General features: G+C 32.7%; 19 protein-coding genes. 9 read left to right on the forward strand and 10 right to left on the reverse strand.

Going from position 1 to position 19,678, the window contains the following annotated elements:
- Positions 1–3 precede the first annotated feature (3 nt).
- A complete protein-coding gene (gene bshC, locus Q0807_RS17830; protein WP_299112416.1) occupies positions 4–1,602 on the reverse strand; it encodes a bacillithiol biosynthesis cysteine-adding enzyme BshC in 1,599 nt (532 codons plus the stop codon).
- A 116-nt stretch (positions 1,603–1,718) separates the two neighbouring features.
- On the opposite strand from bshC, the gene Q0807_RS17835 reads away from it, so the two are divergent.
- From Q0807_RS17835 to Q0807_RS17860, 6 genes are all read left to right on the forward strand, one after another.
- Entirely contained in the window at positions 1,719–4,199 is a 2,481-nt protein-coding gene (locus Q0807_RS17835) for a M14 metallopeptidase family protein (RefSeq protein ID WP_299112418.1), read from the forward strand.
- Positions 4,200–4,213: 14 nt separating this feature from the next.
- Positions 4,214–4,864, forward strand: coding sequence for a peroxiredoxin-like family protein (locus Q0807_RS17840; protein ID WP_299112420.1), 651 nt, complete (start codon positions 4,214–4,216; stop codon positions 4,862–4,864).
- Positions 4,865–5,057: 193 nt separating this feature from the next.
- A complete protein-coding gene (locus Q0807_RS17845) occupies positions 5,058–5,909 on the forward strand; it encodes a hypothetical protein (protein ID WP_299112422.1) in 852 nt (283 codons plus the stop codon).
- Between the two features lie 153 nt (positions 5,910–6,062).
- On the forward strand, positions 6,063–6,434 hold the full coding sequence (locus Q0807_RS17850) for a VOC family protein (RefSeq protein WP_299112424.1): 372 nt from the start codon (positions 6,063–6,065) through the stop codon (positions 6,432–6,434).
- 236 nt (positions 6,435–6,670) lie between these two features.
- Positions 6,671–7,213, forward strand: coding sequence for a DUF4287 domain-containing protein (locus Q0807_RS17855; RefSeq protein WP_299112426.1), 543 nt, complete (start codon positions 6,671–6,673; stop codon positions 7,211–7,213).
- A 137-nt stretch (positions 7,214–7,350) separates the two neighbouring features.
- Positions 7,351–8,253 carry a hypothetical protein gene (locus tag Q0807_RS17860; RefSeq protein ID WP_299112428.1) on the forward strand — a complete coding sequence of 301 codons (903 nt, stop codon included), beginning with the start codon at positions 7,351–7,353 and terminating at the stop codon, positions 8,251–8,253.
- Positions 8,254–8,288: 35 nt separating this feature from the next.
- On the opposite strand, the gene rimO is transcribed toward Q0807_RS17860, so the two are convergent.
- Positions 8,289–9,590 (reverse strand): 30S ribosomal protein S12 methylthiotransferase RimO, encoded by a 1,302-nt coding sequence (rimO, locus tag Q0807_RS17865; protein ID WP_299112430.1) that lies wholly within the window; start codon positions 9,588–9,590, stop codon positions 8,289–8,291.
- A gap of 80 nt (positions 9,591–9,670) precedes the next feature.
- Between rimO and Q0807_RS17870 the strand changes: the two genes are divergently transcribed.
- From Q0807_RS17870 to Q0807_RS17880, 3 genes are all read left to right on the forward strand, one after another.
- Positions 9,671–10,753, forward strand: coding sequence for a serine hydrolase (locus Q0807_RS17870; protein WP_299112432.1), 1,083 nt, complete (start codon positions 9,671–9,673; stop codon positions 10,751–10,753).
- Between the two features lie 92 nt (positions 10,754–10,845).
- Complete coding sequence (locus Q0807_RS17875; protein WP_299112434.1) at positions 10,846–11,817, forward strand: fibronectin type III domain-containing protein; 972 nt, start codon at positions 10,846–10,848, stop codon at positions 11,815–11,817.
- Positions 11,818–12,066: 249 nt separating this feature from the next.
- The gene (locus Q0807_RS17880) at positions 12,067–14,250 is read left to right on the forward strand and encodes a T9SS type B sorting domain-containing protein (protein ID WP_299112436.1); all 2,184 of its coding nucleotides are present in this window, start codon (positions 12,067–12,069) and stop codon (positions 14,248–14,250) included.
- A 391-nt stretch (positions 14,251–14,641) separates the two neighbouring features.
- Here Q0807_RS17880 and ftsY read toward each other — a convergent pair whose 3' ends face one another.
- The 8 genes from ftsY to Q0807_RS17920 form a co-directional block, all read right to left on the reverse strand.
- A complete protein-coding gene (ftsY, locus tag Q0807_RS17885; protein ID WP_299112438.1) occupies positions 14,642–15,616 on the reverse strand; it encodes a signal recognition particle-docking protein FtsY in 975 nt (324 codons plus the stop codon).
- Positions 15,617–15,814: 198 nt separating this feature from the next.
- Complete coding sequence (locus Q0807_RS17890; RefSeq protein WP_008271041.1) at positions 15,815–15,967, reverse strand: DUF4295 domain-containing protein; 153 nt, start codon at positions 15,965–15,967, stop codon at positions 15,815–15,817.
- Between the two features lie 6 nt (positions 15,968–15,973).
- Positions 15,974–16,156, reverse strand: a complete 183-nt coding sequence (gene rpmG, locus Q0807_RS17895; RefSeq protein ID WP_020896723.1) for a 50S ribosomal protein L33 — start codon at positions 16,154–16,156, stop codon at positions 15,974–15,976.
- Positions 16,157–16,188: 32 nt separating this feature from the next.
- Positions 16,189–16,425 (reverse strand): 50S ribosomal protein L28, encoded by a 237-nt coding sequence (rpmB, locus tag Q0807_RS17900; RefSeq protein WP_299112446.1) that lies wholly within the window; start codon positions 16,423–16,425, stop codon positions 16,189–16,191.
- Positions 16,426–16,603: 178 nt separating this feature from the next.
- Entirely contained in the window at positions 16,604–17,842 is a 1,239-nt protein-coding gene (locus Q0807_RS17905) for a competence/damage-inducible protein A (protein ID WP_299112448.1), read from the reverse strand.
- Entirely contained in the window at positions 17,843–18,184 is a 342-nt protein-coding gene (locus Q0807_RS17910) for an Hpt domain-containing protein (protein WP_299112450.1), read from the reverse strand.
- Positions 18,185–18,796: a fumarylacetoacetate hydrolase family protein gene (locus tag Q0807_RS17915; protein ID WP_299112452.1), complete on the reverse strand. Its 612-nt coding sequence runs from the start codon at positions 18,794–18,796 to the stop codon at positions 18,185–18,187.
- 27 nt (positions 18,797–18,823) lie between these two features.
- Positions 18,824–19,600, reverse strand: coding sequence for a 3'-5' exonuclease (locus tag Q0807_RS17920; RefSeq protein ID WP_299112455.1), 777 nt, complete (start codon positions 19,598–19,600; stop codon positions 18,824–18,826).
- Positions 19,601–19,678 lie beyond the last annotated feature (78 nt).

Below are 19,678 nucleotides of genomic sequence, written 5' to 3' on the forward strand. Positions count from 1 at the left end.
TGACTATTTTAAATTTAGGATTAAGAACTCACCTTTTAGTGGCTCTAAGGCTTTTAGTAATTCTGGAATTAAATCCTCTCCAAATTCTAAATACAATTCAGAAAAATTAGTGTTTCGTTCTTGTAAACTTTGATTAGGAAACAATTGTTCTTGCAACTCTGTACAACGTTCAATTTGGTCTGCTAATTTCCGTTTTTGGGCTATTAACAATCGTTTTTCAAGATGTTTTAAGCCTTTTAATTGTTTTATTTCTTGGGCTTTTACAGCACCAACAAAAGATTCATCAGTCTGTTCTGCAAAACCATACAACCCTTTAAATTGGGTTTCTAAATGTTGAATTTGCTCTGAAAAATCAATATCTATATTAGATATTTTTCTAACCTTTTTATTAATGAACGAATGTCTATCTAAGAACAAATCGTTATCCGAAATATTCAATTTCTCAAGCTTCTCTGCTTGCTTCGTTGTTTTTACCAAGGCTGAATTTCGTAATAACAACATGGGAAACGTGACATTCTGCGCTTCAAAATTAGATTTTAATTGTAACCAATAAATCATTTCTCCGCCTCCACCAATGTAACAGAGGTTTGGTAAAATCACTTCTTGATATAAAGGACGCATAATCACGTTTGGCGAAAATCGCTCCGGAAATTCATCGAGATGCTCTAGTAGCTCACTCTTGCTCCAAGTAATATCAGTATCTAGTACTGAATACACGCCATCACTTTCTGCAATGCGCTCGCGTATTCCATCTTTAATATAAAAGAGGTTGATTTCTCTCGGATTCACCTGAATCTTTAATGCTAAATCTTCTAATTTCTTATTGGTTTCAGAAACGGTTTTAAATGCTGTTTGTTCTAGCATTTCTTTTTTCATCTGCGGAATAAACAAACGTTTCAGTTCTCTATCATCGGCATCTATAATCACTAAACCATGTTCTCCAAATAATTCGTTAGCCAAATAACGTGTGGCATCTGCTAAATTATGATGCTTAAGATACCCTTCCTTAAACCATGTTTTTAGTTGTTCTGCATTTTTTCCACCTCCAAATTCTAAAGAAATGACGTCGAATACTTCATCTAAACCTTCGGTATTAAAATGGCCAACAGCTCCAGTTTGCTCAGAATTCCACTGAATCTTTTTGCCTTTAAAATTGAAATAATTGATTTCTTCAAAATCATGATCTTCTGAAGCCATCCAATACATAGGTACAAAATTGTACTCTGGATATGCTGTTTTTAATTGCTTTGTTAGGTTTATGGTAGATATAATCTTGTACAGAAAATACAATGGTCCTGTAAATAAGTTTAATTGATGACCTGTAGTAATCGTGAAGGTATTTTCAAGATTTAGACTTTCAATATTATCAGCGGTTAAATCAGAAGTATTAAGGTTCTTATATTGATGCTTTAAAACCTTGGTGATGTGATTTCTCGCTTCGCTTTGAAATGAATTAGATTTTTCTTTTATCTGTGCTTCAAAATTTTCCAACTTAGGAAAACGATGGTAAAATTCTTTTAACTCAGGTTTTTCAGCGAGATAATCGCATATAAAATCTGAGAAATAATTGGTTTCCTTAAACGGAATATAATTGGTTGGCATTATCAAACTTATTTATGGCATAAAGATAAGACTCTTCAATTTTTTATCTGCTAATTTTTAGTTAATTCAGTTGCACTAACTATCTTTACTAGCTTACAACCTTAATTTTAAATTAAATGCAAAAATTCATCTTAGTTCTTTTGGTCGTTTTTGGTAGCTTAACCTTAACATCAGCACAATCAATTCAATCTCCTAGTGACTTTTTAGGTTATGACATCGGTACACAATTTAGTAGAAATCATCAGGTAATTGATTATTTTAAAGCTGTTGAAAAAGCAACTCCTAATCAAGTAAAACTAGAAAACTACGGAAAAACCAATGAGCGTAGAGATTTGTATTTGGCTTTTGTAACGAGTGAAGCCAACATGGCACAACTCGAAACTATTAGAGAAAACAATTTAAAAAACGCAGGTTTATTAGATGGCGAACCAACAGCAACAGATATTGCAATTGTTTGGTTAAGTTATAATGTGCATGGTAATGAAGCATCGAGTTCTGAAGCGTCTATGCTAACGCTATATAAATTATTAACTGAGCAAAAAGATTTACTAGAAAACACGGTTGTTATTATTGACCCAAGCGTCAATCCTGATGGTCGTGATCGTTACGTAAATTGGTATAACAGAACAAAAAGCGAACCATACGATGTTGATAAGCAAGCTAGCGAACATAACGAACCTTGGCCAGCAGGACGGCCTAATCATTACCTTTTTGATTTAAATAGAGATTGGGTTTGGGCAACACAAGTAGAAACACAACAACGTTTAGAGTTTTACAATAAATGGATGCCACATGTGCATGTCGATTTTCATGAACAAGGGATTAATGAGCCTTACTATTTTGCACCTGCAGCAGAACCGTTTCATGAAATTATTACAGATTGGCAACGCGATTTCCAAACACAAATAGGACAAAATCACGCTAAATATTTTGATGCTGAAGGTTGGCTATTCTTTACCAGAGAACGTTTTGATTTATTGTATCCAAGTTATGGAGACACTTACCCAACTTTTATGGGAGCGATGGGAATGACTTATGAGCAAGGTGGTCACGGTATGGCTGGTTTAGGTATATTAAATGATGAAGGCCATGTTTTAACTTTAGCAGAACGTTTAACACACCATACAACTACAGGGATTTCTACTGTAGAAATAGCTTCAAAAAATGCAAAACAATTGAATATTGAGTTTGGTAAATTCTTTAATAATGCCAATCTAAAATATAAAAGCTACGTACTAAAAGGAAATGAAGACAAACTGAATAGCTTAAAAACGCTTTTAAACAAACACCATATTACTTTTGAAAATGCGACAAGCGCTAAAGTTTCTGGTTACAATTATGCAACAGGGAAACAAGGTAGTTTTAATGTAGATGCTAGTGCTTTAGTGGTACACACCAATCAACCAAAAGGTAAAATGGTAAAGGTTTTGTTTGAGCCTAACACCAAACTTTCAGACTCTTTAACTTATGATATTACAGCTTGGTCACTACCTTATGCATATGGTTTAGATGCCATAGCAACAACAAGCAATGTTAGTAGTAATATATTAGCAAGTCGTAAATCGCTTCAAGTTTTAAATGATACTTATGGTTATGTGAGCAAATGGGATTCTATGGAAGATGCTCAGTTTTTAGCCGAATTATTAAAGCAAGATTTTAAAGTTAGGTTTACAGAAAAACCGTTCACGTCTAATAACAAAACATTTGAGCGTGGTTCTTTAATCATCACCAAAGGCGACAATAAACATATTGAAAAATTTGTATCTAAATTAAATACTATTGCACAAGAGCATGCACAACCCTTAACTGAAATTAATACTGGTTTTTCACAGAAATCACCAGATATTGGCTCGCCAGATATTAAACTCGTGAACAAGCAAAAAATTGCAGTGCTTTCTGGTGAAGGTACATCGTCTTTAAGTTATGGTGAAATTTGGCATTTCTTTGAGCAACAGCTGCACTACCCTTTAACATCTATAAATACAGACGATTTTAGCCATACCAATTTAAATAAATACAATGTATTAATCATACCAAATGGCTACTACGGAAAAGTACTTACCAATGATAATATGACAAAGCTTAAGGAATGGGTAAGTTCTGGTGGAAAGGTAATTGCTATTGATGGTGCATTGAGAAGTTTTGCGGGTAAAGATGGTTTTAGCTTAAGCTATAAAGATACTGATGATACAGAAAGCGAAGATAATTTAACGCCTTATGCCGATCGCGAACGTGAATACAGCAACAGCCTTATTACAGGTGCCATTTTTAATACCAAAGTAGATGCGACGCATCCTATGGCTTTTGGTTATGGCAATCATTATTTCACACTTAAATTAGGAAGTTCTGCCTACAACCTATTAGAAAGTGGATATAATGTGGCTTATTTAAATGATACTAAAGTGTTTTCTGGTTTTGCAGGCCAAGATGCTGTAAAAACTCTAGACCAAACTTTAGTGTTTGGAGAAGAACCAATGGGCAATGGTAGTTTTATTTACATGGTAGATAATACACTTTTTAGAAGCTTCTGGGAAAATGGAAAATTGTTTTTTGTAAACTCTATTTTCTTTGTAAATAACAATGCTTATGAGTTGTAAATAAAATACAAATAATGAAAACACTTAAAGAACAAACCGACGCTAAGATTGCAGCAGGACGAAAAGCAAAACCTGAATTTATGCAAGGTGTTGATGATATAATTAATAAAGCAAAAGCCTTTAAACAAGGAAAAGATGCCCTTAAAATTGGCGACAAAGCTATAGGTTTTGAATTACCAAACCCTAAAGGAGAAGTAATTTCATTAGCCAATTTATTAGAAAAAGGGCCTGTTGTTGTTACATTTTATCGTGGTAGTTGGTGTCCATATTGCAACTTGCAACTAAGAGCTTTACAAGCTAAGTTAAGTGAAATTAATGCCTTAGGAGCTACGTTGGTTACTATTAGTCCAGAAGTGCCAGATGACTCATTAACAGAAAACGAAATTAGTAAAATGGAGTTTACTGTTTTGTCGGATCAAGATGCTAAAGTTGCCAGACAATATGGTGTGGCTTGGGAAGTCCCAGAATTTTTGATGGAACATATGCGTGTAGATCGTGGACTAGACTTAAAAGCTATTAATAATGGTAACGCTAATGTTTTACCTATTCCGGCGACCTTTATTTTAGATACAGATGGCATTATAAAATGGAATTACGTCAATGTAGATTACAGAACGCGTTCAGAACCAGATGAAATTGTTGATGTGCTAAAAAGTATGAGTTAAGCGATAACAGAATACTTAGAGAAATAGTTATCTATGGTGTTTTAATTTATCGGCAATTGAAGTCGAAAATTTTATATTTAATAATCAAACACTTGACTTTAAATCTTAGAGAAAACACATTCGTTTAACTTTGGATATAAAATATTGAAACGGTTTTATATCTGCGGCACATTATAATTAATTTACCAAAAACATGAAAATTAATACAACATTTAAATTTTTGGCTCTTCCCATATTGAATTTGTTAATACTTATGTTCTTTTTGGAAGTTAATGAAAGCTTAATTATTACACCTATTTTACTTGCAATATTATATATTTATTATTTTATAAAAACTTCAAAAAAGTATAAGAATAGAGGCCTAAATCTATTGTTTATTTTATCTTATTTGGCAATATTATTTTTTCCAACAATCCACTATATTAGTTACAAAATAAATGAAAATAATTATTATCTATCTGATTACTTAAAAGACTCTGCAAACCATAGATTAGAAAACGAAAAAAAAGATAAACAATACAGCACTTTAAATTTTGACATTATTAAAAATAGTTTGATTAGTGAGAACAATTCAACACTTAATAAATCCGAATTCTTTAAATTAAAACAATTAGTATATTTAGATAGTATAAGATTGTCTGGAGTAACATTTGAAGCTATTTCCGACTCTACTTATAACTATAAAAAATACAGTGATCTTGGAGGAGGAGGAATAAAACCGGCCGAAATTTATTTAACAATTTTTAAAAACAATAATAAAATAAATATAATTTATTCTAAAAATAGAACAATACGAAATACCCTTGAAAGCTATTTAAATGGTTATAATTCATTTTATGAGAGAACCAATGATGTTAAAAAAGAAATCGGATTCGTTGACTTTTGGTTAGCTTCAATCTCTTCATTTAAATTTTCTGAAATTATTCCAAATACATACTTAACGAAATCATTATGGCTCATTCAATCAATAATTTCATTCATATTACTTTTTTACATTTCCGCTAATTTTCCACAATTGACAATAAATAAAAAAACTAAGAATTAATAGAAAGATAAAAACGCACTAAAAAAACGTATATAATCCATACCTAGTTTTAGTCTACTTGCGAAACCCCTAAATGGACTAACCCATTAAAAAACATCCAATAAACCTCATAATTAAAACTTTCATTATCTTTAAGTCTAACTAAATAAGATTATGAAACTAGGCGCATTTTCAGTAAGTCTTGCTGTAAAAGACATAAAGGCATCAAAAGCATTTTATGAAACTTTGGGATTTTCCGTTTTTGGTGGTGATTTAGAAAAAAATTACCTCATTATGAAAAATGGCGAATCATTGATTGGTTTGTTTCAAGGGATGTTTGAAAACAATATTCTCACCTTTAATCCTGGTTGGGATCAAAATGCTAATACACTAGAGAACTTTGATGATGTAAGAGATATTCAAAAAGAATTAAAATACAAAAACATTAAGTTTGAGCACGAAACTGATGGTTCTGCTTCTGGACCTGCAAGTTTAGTAGTGTTAGATCCAGATGGCAACGCTATTTTAATTGACCAACATATTTAAAATGTCAATCGGGATAATACTAAAAACATAGAATTTTGTGTTGATAGTTGCACTATAAAAGTGTCCCTAAAACAGAAAATACCCAATAACTAAACTAACAAGTGTGTAACAAGATAACAAAACGATTTGCATTCTATTGTGCTTAACTGACCTATTCATAATATTTGAGTTTCTGTTCAATTATACGACACAATAACACGTAAAAAGTCACACATAGCCTTTAAAAACTAGACCCAATGGAAAAAGCTTTACAAACCATGATTACTAATATGCCTGAAAAAACAGGAAAATCATTAGAGCAATGGAAATCAATTTTAAAAGAAAAAGCATTCGCTAAACATTCTGAAGGTGTTAATTTTCTTAAAAAAGAACATGGTGTAACACATGGTTTTGCTAATACTATTGTCACGCTTTCTAAAGAAGAAAATAATACAGCAGATGATTTAGTTGCCAACCAATACAAAGGCAAGGAAAGTTTATTTCCTATTTATGAAAAGCTACAAGCTACCGTTGAAACCTTTGGAAATGATATAACAATCACTCCGAAGAAAACAAGTGTTAGTGTTATTAGAAAACGTCAATTTGTTTTAATAAAACCAGCGACAAAAACACGAATCGATTTAGGTTTAAAATTACCCGAAAAACCAACTACAGATAGATTGGGTAATTCTGGTCCTTTTGGTACCATGTGCACACATCGTGTGCAAATAACTTCCGTAAATGATATAGATGATGAATTAATTGGATGGATGAAAGAAGCTTACAAAAAAGCCGAATAGCAACTGATTTTTAACACGTTAACAATCACAACGCATAGCATTCACAAAGAATTTGCATTTTTTTTACATTTAAATTTACAACAACCGCAAGGTTCAATACTACATTTGAGAATAATCATCTCAAAAAACAAATAATTATGAAAAGCGCAAACTCAAAATGTAATCACCAAACGGAAATGTTTAATAACAAACAACATGTGCACAAAGAAAACAATACCTATAAACACATGAAAAACCGTGTTACTATTTTCGGAACAACATTAGCCATGCTTTGTGTTGTATGCTTTAGTTGCACAAAATTAAACAGCAGCGAAGTTACTGCGTCAGTATCATCAACTGATAAAGACTTGGCTTTAGAAAGCCAAAATATATATGGTCCCGAACTTAAAGGGATTCAAGATTTATTTTATAGTGTAGATACCAGATTTGCAGCCGTTAAAAAATCTGAGATACAAAGCGCTACTGACATTTACACCTTTCTTAACGATGATGAAAAGCAACAAATAGAACGCATAAAATCAGTTAACCTAGTTGTTATAAAAGACAATCAACAATCTGAAATACAAGCCTACGGAACCACTGACCACCTCACTGATGCACAATTAGAGATATTAAAATCCATGGATTACTTTAATCATTTTACAATTAGAACAGAATTTAGAGGTAAGAATATGGAAACAGGTATTATTGAAGACAAATTTTTTGGTCCACATATTACCGTTGTACCAGACCAACAAGCCACTTACGCAGAAGGTAATGAGGCTTTAATTAATTATCTTAAGGATAACAGTATCTCTGACATCACTGCTGTAATAAACAATCAAATCTTTGCTCTTAAAATAAGCTTTGTAATATCAAAAGAAGGCGAAGTTACAACTGTTAAGCATGATGCTATGACTACTGGATATCCTTCAATTGATGAAAAATTTATTGAGTTAATAAAAAATATACCAGGTAAATGGATTCCTGCTGAAAATGCAAAAGGCGAAAAAATGGAGCAAGAATTAGTCTTTACTTTTGGTCCTGCTGATCGTTGTTAATTATCTAATTCAATCAAATTAAACATTAAAGCACTTTACAAGACTTCGCCATAAAGGTCGAAGTCTTCTGCTTCAATAACTTTAATTGTAGCAAATTCTCCTGTCTTTAAATAAACCTTAGAAGCATCAATTAAAACTTCGTTATCAACATCTGGTGAATCAAATTCGGTACGACCAACAAAGTAGTTGCCTTCTTTACGATCAATAACAACTTTAAACTCCTGCCCTATTTTAGCTTGATTCAATTCCCAAGAAATTTGCGATTGAATTTCCATAATATCATTAGCACGTTGAATTTTCACGTCTTCAGGAACATCGTCTTCTAAATTGTAAGCATGTGTGTTCTCTTCGTGAGAATATGTAAAGCATCCTAAACGTTCAAAACGCATTTCGGATACCCAATTTTTAAGTTCTTCAAAATGTGCTTCTGTTTCTCCAGGATAACCAACTATAAGCGTTGTTCTGATTGTCATTTCGGGAACAATTGCTCTAAATTCATTAATCAATTTTGTCGTCTTCGCTTTTGTAGTTCCACGACGCATAGATTTTAGTAAATCATCAGAAATATGCTGTAAAGGAATATCTAAATAGTTACAAATCTTAGGCTCACGTTTCATAAGGTCTAAAACATCCATCGGAAAACCTGTTGGGAACGCATAATGCAAACGAATCCACTCTATACCTTCAACTTTAACTAAGTTTTCAAGTAATTCAGCAAGGTTTCGTTTTTTGTATATATCTAAACCGTAATACGTTAAATCTTGTGCGATAAGAATTAATTCTTTTACACCATTTGCAGCCAGTTTTTCAGCTTCAGTAACCAAATTTTCAATTGGTGTACTTTTATGTTTTCCTCTCATTATTGGAATAGCACAAAAACTACATGGTCTATCACAACCTTCTGCAATTTTTAGGTACGCGTAATTTTTAGGCGTCGTAGTTAGACGCTCACCAATTAACTCATGTTTATAATCTGCACCTAAAGCTTTTAACAAACCTGGTAATTCAGTTGTCCCAAAATATTGGTCAACATTAGGAATTTCTTTCTCCAAGTCTGGCTTATAGCGTTCACTTAAACAACCTGTTACAAAAACTTTATCAACTTCACCATCTTCCTTCTTCTGCATGTATTCCAAAATGGTATTCACACTTTCTTCCTTGGCATTATTGATAAAACCACAAGTATTAATAACAACCACGTTACCGTCTTGCTCATGTACAACATCTTTGCCACTTGCTTTTAGCTGTCCCATTAATACTTCGCTATCGTAAACATTTTTACTACAGCCAAGTGTTATAACGTTGATTCTGTTTTTCTTAAGAGTTTTTGTACGCATGTTCTATAAAATCAGTTTGCAAAGATACAACGTTAATTAAACCTTTAGTATATTTATCAGTCTTAAATAAAAACTTAACCATGAAATCGTTACAATTACTCTCCTTTTTTATCTGTTTTTGCACCATTTTATCTTGTTCTAGTGATAGTGACACTAATGATGATGACGTACCTCAAACGGAAGCTATTTATTTTCCACCTTTAGATTCTGATACTTGGGAAACAAAATCTATTTCAGAATTAAACTGGAATGAAAATCAACTGCAACCTCTTTTAGATTTTTTAGAAGAAAAAAACACCAGAAGTTTTATTATTCTGCATAATGGTAAAATTGTAGTAGAAGAATATATGAACGGACACGACGCTAACTCCACATGGTATTGGGCAAGTGCTGGAAAAACGTTAACCACTGCCACATCTGGAATCGCAGAACAAGAAGGTTTTATAGATATAAATAATAAAGTTTCTGATTATTTAGGAACAGGTTGGACTAGTGCTGCATTAGATAAAGAGAATTTAATTACCTGTAAACATCTTTTAACCATGACTTCTGGACTAGATGATACCACTGGTGATGATATTTCACCCACTAATTTACAGTATGTTGCTGATGCAGGTACGCGTTGGGCCTATCATAATGTTTATGCTAAAATGCAAGATATTGTCGCTGAAGCTACCAACCAAACATGGAGTAACTATTTTGATGCTAAATTAAAAACACCAATTGGTATGAATGGCAGTTGGATTGCTCTTGGTGATTTAAGTGTTTATTGGAGTAATACAAGAAGCATGGCAAGATTTGGTTTATTGACTTACGCTAATGGCAAATGGGAAGATGAGCAAATTCTAAACGAAAGCTATTTAACAGCTGCGACTAATACGTCCCAGAATGTAAATTTAGCTTATGGTTATTTGTGGTGGTTAAACGGAAAATCTTCTTATCACCTACCTCAAAGTCAAATAGAATTCTCAGGAAATTTAATTCCAGATGCTCCAAACGATATGTTTGCTGCTTTAGGTAAAAATGACCAAAAAATTTATGTGGTTCCGAGTAAAGAATTAGTGATTATAAGAATGGGACAGTCTGCTGAAGACGAAAACTTTGCACTCTCAAACTTTGATAATGAGCTTTGGGTAAAAATTAATAATTTAACTAGTGATTAAGTCCTCTTTACAAGCCTAGTAAATTAGATTTATTGATTTAAGCAATTGTCCTAATAATATTTATATTTGTGACCCTTAAATCAAATCAATCTATGAAAAAATTAATTTTACTTTTAGCTATTTCTATCCTAGCACTTGGCTGCTCGAGTAGTGATGATTCAGGCAGCTCAAGCTGTCCTAAACCTACCAACCTTGATGTTAATAACATCACCAACACAACAGCTACATTTAGCTGGAGTTACGAAGTAGACTCTGCTTTGTTTCAAATAGAGTATGGTCCATTTGGTTTTACACAAGGCTCTGGAACGACTTTAACGATACCTGAACCTTATGTTCATATCGAAAATCTTTTGGAACAAACACAATACACCTTTTATGCACGAGTTTTCTGTAATGAGTCTAACGAATACAGCAGTTGGTCAACACCTTTTAACTTTGTTACCTTAAATTATAATCCTTATTGTAATGACCCTGGAAATCTTTATGTACAACCCTACAATAATTCTGTAAGTTATAATTACATAGACTTAGCATGGTCTGATGGAGATTTTGATGGCTCACAAATTCAACATGGTACGGAGGGTTTTACATTAGGATCAGGAACCATAACAACATATGATGAGACAATATATCCTAGTAATGCTAGAATAAGTGGCTTAAACTCTGATACATCTTACGACTTTTATGTACGTAATACTTGTGGTGAAAGTGGTTATAGTTCTTGGGTAGGTCCTGTAACTCACAGCACTTTGGAAGACCCTTTAAATCCTAGCTGTTTAGACCCTATTAATTTTACTTTAGACCAGATTTATACTACTGCTCAAGGATCAGACGTATTAGTTTTTAGTTGGGACTCTATGAATGGTGAAAACACATGGCAATTACACAAAGTTGGTTCTGGAGACCCTATAGGTTCTGGGACAACAATAGACACAAGTTACAATCCAATTCAATTAACAAATCACACGTATACAGACGCAGTTTATGACTTTTATATTAGAGCTAACTGCGGCACTAACGGTTATAGTGATTGGGTAGGTCCAATTACAGTTACTGGACCATAATAAATTAAAAATAATACGAAGTATAAAAAAGCCTTTAGAATTGTCTAAAGGCTTTTTGTTTTTTAGAATTTAAATGATATTACGGTTATTTAAGAGCCTTCTACTTGTTTGTTTTCCAAGATTCTGTATTGGTTAAGTGCTTCCAATTTTAAATTATTAAACTTTACTACGCAAGTTTTTTATGAAAAGCACATCTAAAAACGAATAGTTAACACCTAACTATTCGTTTTTAAGATTAAAAAAAAAGCTTTGCAGAAAAACCACATCCTCTATTCTATTATTCTCTTTTTAACTTCATCACAAGCCTATTCACAATTATGTGAAGGCAGCTTAGGAGATCCTGTCGTTGAAATCAATTTTGGTTCTGGTACAAATAGAGGTGCTGCTTTAGGTGCAGATATTACAGCATTTACGTATAGTGCTTCTGGCACATTAGATGAAGGCGAATATACCATAGCCAACACTACAAGTGGCTTAAAAGATAATGCATGGCATACAACAACTGATCATACAGGTGACAGTAATGGTTATATGATGGTTATAAATAGTGCTGTACTTGCAAACGAAGGAGTTTTCTATACAAAAACAGTAACTGGACTCTGCGCTAATACTACATTTGAATTTTCCGCATGGTTAATGAACATAATGAATCCATCTGCAGGTACAGATGAATACCATCCAGATGTCACCTTTAGAATAAGTGATACTTCAGGTAATATTCTAGGTTCCTACAACACAGGAGACATTGCACAATCCTCATCTGGAGTTTGGCAACAATATGGTTTCTTTTTTACATTAGATGCTGAAACTGAAGTTGTAATTACTATGCTAAATTCTGCACCAAGTGCACATCCAGGAAATGATATTGCGTTAGATGATATTGCTTTTAGACCTTGTGGTCCAACTATTAGCAATTCAATTGAAGACGAAGAAATTAATAGTATTAGTGTTTGTCAAAACGACAATGTGAGTTACACCTTTCAAACAACCATTTCAGACGGCTATTCTAATCCACAATATCAATGGCAATATTCAGGTGATTTCGGATTAACTTGGATAGATATCGCAGGCGCAACATCATTATATTATACATATACTGACACCAGCACAGCCGGAATATTTTATTATCGCATTACTGCAGCGAATGGTAGTAATATAAATTCTTCATCTTGTCGTATAACTTCAGAAGAAATATTTGTGGAAGTATTTGAAACACCAGAAGCTTTAACTGGAGAATCCGAACAATTGTTTTGCACAACTCAAAATCCTACGATAAGCGATATTGAAGTGAACGCAATGGCAATTTGGTATGATGCAGAAAGTAATGGAACTATATTGCCTAATACAACTAACTTAATTGATGGAGCAACGTATTATGCGAAAAAAGAAACCATTAGTGGCTGCGAAAGCGATGAGATTTTTGCTGTTTCTGTGAGTATTGTTTCTCCAACTCTTATTGTAAATAATATCTCTACTATTGCATGTGATACCAATAATGACAATATTGAAATTATTGACTTAACGGCCTTTGAGCCAGAAATAACAAACTGCAACGATTGTATATTTAGTTATTTTACATCACAAACCGATGCCGAAAATTATTCCGAAGACGGTTTAATTCTTACACCTACCAATTTTGAATGGACTATAGATTCTAATACCATTTTCACTAGAATAGATTCCTCTGATAATTGCTATCAAATTGCTGAAATTTCAATTAATTTAGAAACATCTCCTACTATTCCAATTGATGATTATGTTAGCATTTGTGAAGGTTATAATTCTGTAGTAATTGATGCTGGATATGGATTTAATGATTATTTATGGTCAACAGGAGAAACCTCACAGACCATTACTATAACAAGCGAAAATCTTGGAACCTATTGGGTTTCTGTAACTGAAGATTATGGGACTTATGCCTGTACTTCTACAAATGAATTTGAAGTAATAATATCTAATTCTGCTATTATTTCTAATATTGAAATTGAAGATTGGACGGATAATGATAATTCTATCACAATCTATTTATCGGATTTAAGTCTAGGTAATTATGAATATTCAATAGATGATTTAAACTACCAAGACAGCAATAGCTTTAATGGTTTAAGTTCAGGAGAATACACAGTTTATGTGAGAGATAAAAATGGATGTGGTATTATTCAAGAAGTTGTTTACCTTTTAAATTACCCTAAGTTTTTTACACCAAATGGTGATGGCACAAACGACACTTGGTATATAAAAGATGCATTATCTGAACCAACGTTAATGGTTAAAATTTATAACAGATACGGTAAACTCTTAAAAACGCTAGACGCCAATTCAGTTTGGGACGGTACTTATGGCGGAAACAAACTACCAACATCAGATTATTGGTTTGTTGTAACTAGAGCCAGTGGCAGAAACTATAGAGGGCATTTCTCTTTAAAAAGATAATAAACAGTTAGTTAACCATAAGGATTAAAACTCATAATCCATTGATGGATTTGAAATTGAAAAATATAAAATAATAGTACAAGTCCAAATAAGGTATAAACTATTTTAAAATTATAATATTTAGCTTTTAAACAATGAATACATAAAATAATAATGATTGAAAAAAAAGGTACAATGATGTATGAAGGAAAAGCGGCATAATCATTTAATAATTTGGGTAGTAGTGGGCTTTTTGGTTCATGAAAAAAAAGCGTAAAAATTTCTGCATATTTAATAAACATTAAAGCCGAATACAATAATGTGATTATCGTAATCGGCTTTAAATTTTTAATGTTTTTGAAATCGAAAGGTTCACTCATGCTAATGAGATTCGTGTTTTCACAGGAATTTATTATTTAAAGAAAGAATCTACAAATTCATATTTATTAAATACTTGTAAGTCTTCAATACCTTCACCTACGCCTATATACTTTACAGGTATTTGAAATTGATCACTAATACCAATTACTACACCACCTTTTGCCGTACCATCTAATTTAGTTACTGCTAAAGAAGTTACTTCTGTTGCAGCTGTAAATTGTTTAGCTTGTTCAAAGGCATTTTGACCTGTTGAGCCATCTAAAACCAAAAGCACATCGTGAGGTGCATCCGCAACCACTTTTTGCATTACTCGTTTTACTTTTGTTAACTCATTCATTAAGTTAATCTTATTATGTAAACGACCTGCTGTATCAATAATAATAATATCTGCATCTTGGTTAACTCCAGATTGCAAAGCATCAAACGCCACTGATGCAGGATCAGAACCCATTTCTTGTCTAATCATTGGTACGTCTACGCGATCTGCCCAAACTTGTAATTGATCTATTGCAGCAGCTCTAAAGGTATCTGCAGCACCAAGTACGACTTTCAAACCTTGCTTTTTAAACTGATAGGCTAATTTACCAATAGTGGTTGTTTTACCAACACCATTTACTCCCACGACCATAAGTACATAAGGTGTTTTAGAACCATCCGCTTGTTTTGGTAATTCTGGAATAGTATATTCTGTCTCTTCGCCAGATTTAGTTTCTGACAATAAGGCTGCAATTTCTTCTCTTAGAATTTTATTAAGTTCTGAAGTTCCTAAATACTTATCTTTTGCAACACGCTCTTCAATTCTGGTGATTACTTTTAATGTAGTGTCTACACCAACATCACTTGTAACTAAGATTTCTTCAAGATTATCTAAAACGTCATCATCAACTTTAGACTTTCCGGCTACTGCTTTATTTAATTTATTGAAAAAAGACGACTTAGATTTCTCTAAACCTTTATCTAGGGTTTCTTTCTTGTCTGAAGAGAATATTTTTTTAAAAAAACTCATTTATTTTAGTTTAAAAGTTAAAGTTTAAATGTCTTTAAACTTTTTTATGACTTAGTTAGTTAAGCATACTGTCAAAACCAAAAGCAACAACCTTGCCCTTAATGAATTACTGCTAAGTTGTCATAACTGTTCAAATATAGCCATAAAAAAACTGCTTTCATAAGAAAGCAGTTTAGTAAATCTATATGTAAATAAAGATTATTTTTTGTTTAAAAAGTCATTGACAAACTCTGGTGCCATTACTGATTCTACAAACATGTAAGCTCCAGTTTTTGGTGATTTAACCATTTTTATCGCTTTTGTCAAACGCTTTGATCCTGTCTGTAAAGACGCTACTGATTTCTTTGCCATGTTTTCTTATTTTATCTCTTTATGAACTGTCATACGCTTAAGGATAGGATTAAATTTCTTAATCTCCATACGATCTGGCGTATTCTTCTTATTCTTTGTTGTAATGTATCTTGATGTTCCTGGTTGACCAGACGTTTTGTGCTCTGTGCACTCTAAGATAACTTGTATTCTATTTCCTCTTTTTGCCATTGTAAATTGACTTAAGCGTTAAATAAACGCTATTATTTGTAAAATCCTTTTGCTCTAGCTTCTTTTAACATCGCTTCGATACCAATTTTATTGATAGTCTTTAATGCTGATGTAGAAACTTTTAATGTTACCCACTTATCTTCTTCAGGAATGTAAAAACGTTTTTTGATTAAATTTGCATCAAATCTACGTTTTGTTCTATTCATAGCGTGAGAAACATTGTTTCCAACCATCGCTTTTTTCCCAGTAAGTTCACAAACTCTTGACATTGTTTTCTTTCTTTAGGTGTATTATTGTTTTTCTGTCAACTCTTAATCTTTCTTAATTTTTAAAGGAATTTCCTATAAACATTAGTATTAAGAATCTAATATCCAAACATAGATATTTTAAACAGGGTGCAAATTTAATAAAACTTTGAGGTTTAGCAAAAATAAATATATACTTTTTTTAAATTTCTTTTAGAAGCATCTCAAAAGCCTTGTTTGCGGCTCTCCCAATCACTTTTTCTCGGAGGTTTCCAAAGTCAAAAACTTTCGAAAACACCTTGTCTTTTGTAGCGATAGCAATCCAAACAGTTCCAACTTCTGCATCCGAATCTCCTTTTGCTGGCCCTGCATTACCTGTAGTACTTAAAGCATAATCGGTATTAAATAATGCTCTTACACTCTTTGCCATGGCTTCTGCGACTTCTTTACTCACCACAGAATGTTTATTTATAACCTCTTCAGACAACCCCAAAACTTTAACTTTAGATGCTGTCGCATACGTCACAACACTTCCTTCAAAATAAGCTGAAGCTCCTGCATTTGCCGTAAATGATTCTGCAATTCGACCACCTGTACAACTTTCTGCTATAGCTAATGTTTTTCCTAATTTGGTTAATCGCTTTCCTATTATAGATTCAATAGATTCATCTTCCTCAAATCCCACAAAAATATCTTCGATTTGCGGTAAGAGTAAATTGACTTGCTTCTTAATTTCATCTTCAAGTACTTTTTTATCTAAAGACTTTCCTGATAATCGCAAACGCACACGACCTAAACTTGGTAAATAGGCTAATTTTATAAAATTAGGTAAATCCTCTTCCCATTTTGAAATATCTTCTGCTAATGCACTTTCCCCTTTACCATAAGTTAAAATGGTTTTGTGCATTATATAAGGAAAGTTAAATTGCTCTCTTAATTTAGGAATGACTTGTTCTGAAATTAAAGCCTTCATTTCATAAGGTACACCTGGTAGCGACACAAATACTTTTCCGTTTTTCTCTAACCACATGCCTGGAGCTGTACCATTATGGTTCATTAAAACGCTAGCTTTAGATGGCACTAATGCTTGTTGTTTGTTAACCTCTAAAAGTGGCGCAGAACTCCATTTAGAAAATATTTGCTCTACATTAGCTAAAACAGCTTTGTCCTCAACTAGTGTATCGTTAAAGTACTCGCAAATGGTATGCTTAGTAATATCATCTTTAGTTGGTCCTAAACCACCAGTTATGATTATGATATCAGCATTTGCTTCGGCTTCTTTTAAAGCCTGAAGAATATGAGATTTTTCATCTTGAATAGATGTAATCTGATAAATTGAAATCCCATATTTATTGAATTCCTTACCTATATATGCAGAATTTGTATCTACAATTTGACCAATGAGAATTTCATCGCCAATGGTGATAATTTCGGCTTGCATTTATAGTCCGAAATCGGATTTAATCTCATTTACCGCATTATCTACAGCTGTTAACACAGCTATAAGTTGCTCGTCAACATTTTTGTCTCCTTGCTCAAACTTTCCCCAATCTTGTACTTCAATCAAGGTGTCTAAAACACCAAGTTCAAATAAATCTATTGTTGGTTTCATTTTATGAGCCGCTTGGTAAACTTCTTTGTAATCTTTTGCTGGTACTGCCGTTCTTAAACGCTCAGCATCTTCTGGTACTTCTTCTAAAAAAGCGGCTGCTATCGCTAAAACGAAATCTTCGTCATTTTCAGCCATTTCTCTTACTCTATCTAACTTATAATGTTGTGACATTTATTTAATTTTTATTGAAAACATTTCCTCGTCTTCAAGATATCCTATTAATCGATCTTCTGCAAAAACCTTACCAACTCCTGCAGGTGTGCCTGTAAAGATAATATCTCCAATTTTTAAAGTGAAATATTTTGACACATATTCTATAATTTCGTCAATTTTCCACAGCATTAGTTCAGTATTACCTGTTTGAACGACTTCTTCATTCTTTTTTAAACTGAAATTAATGCTGTTTATATTCTGAAATTTGGTCTTTGGCAACCATTTACCTACAACAGCTGCACCATCAAAGGCCTTTGCTTTTTCCCATGGTAATCCTTTTGATTTTAATTGCGCCTGAAGGTCTCTCGCAGTAAAATCTATACCAAGCCCTATTTGGTCATAATATTTATGCGCAAATTTCTTATCTATATACTTCCCTACTTTATTAATCTTTACTAATACCTCAACTTCATGATGTACCTCATCTGAAAAATCAGGAATAAAAAACGGTTGTTTCTTTAATAAAATCGATGTGTCAGGCTTTAAAAAGATAACAGGATCTGTTGGTTTTTCGTTTTCTAATTCTTTAATGTGGTCTGTGTAATTACGACCGATACAGATTAATTTCATGCTCAATTTATTCGGTTATTTGGACTATTAACTTAGCTTATTATTAAATTGTCTTAATTTAATTGCTGTCAATACTTTTTTAGTGTAAAGTGGAAAATCAGCATTTAGCAACCAACCAAAGTAACCAGGTTCTTTATCTAATACATCTAATACACGTTTTCCTTTATGCTTTCCAAAAGAAAAACATTCCTCACCTTCTTTGTTGAATATTAAGAAGCCTGCAAAATCCGCGAATTTTTTACGCGAGCTAAATTCTGCCAAAAACTTAGTGTCATTTTCTAAATCCTCGTAGCGATCTAATTGTGCTTTTAGAACCTCATAAGTTGCCTTTGTGTCTGCTTCTGCACTGTGCGCATCTTCTAAACTCTTGTCGCAATAAAACTTATAAGCTGCAACTAACGTACGTTGTTCCATTTTATGAAAAATAGTTTGCACATCTACAGATTGCGTATTTTTCATATCAAAATCTACTTCTGCACGAAGCATTTCTTCAGCTAATAGAGGAATATCGAAACGATTAGAATTAAATCCTCCTAAATCGGAATCCTTAATCATATTATAAATCTCTTTAGATAATTCTTTAAAGGTTGGCTTACCAACTACATCAGCATCTGAAATTCCATGAATAGCCGTAACCTCTGCAGGAATTGGCATTTCAGGATTCACAACCCAAGTTTTGGCTTCTTCTTTGCCATCAGGATAGACTTTTAAGATTGAAATTTCTACGATTCTATCTTTTGATATATTGATTCCTGTAGTTTCTAAATCGAAAAAACAGATGGGTTTTGAGAGATTGAGTTGCATTGTTCGTGATTTTTAACAAAGGTATGGAGATTAAAATAATTGCGTTAATTTTTCCTCTAATTTGAGTTTAAAAAATAA

The sequence above is a fragment of the uncultured Winogradskyella sp. genome (assembly GCF_947495255.1).
Taxonomy (GTDB): domain Bacteria; phylum Bacteroidota; class Bacteroidia; order Flavobacteriales; family Flavobacteriaceae; genus Winogradskyella.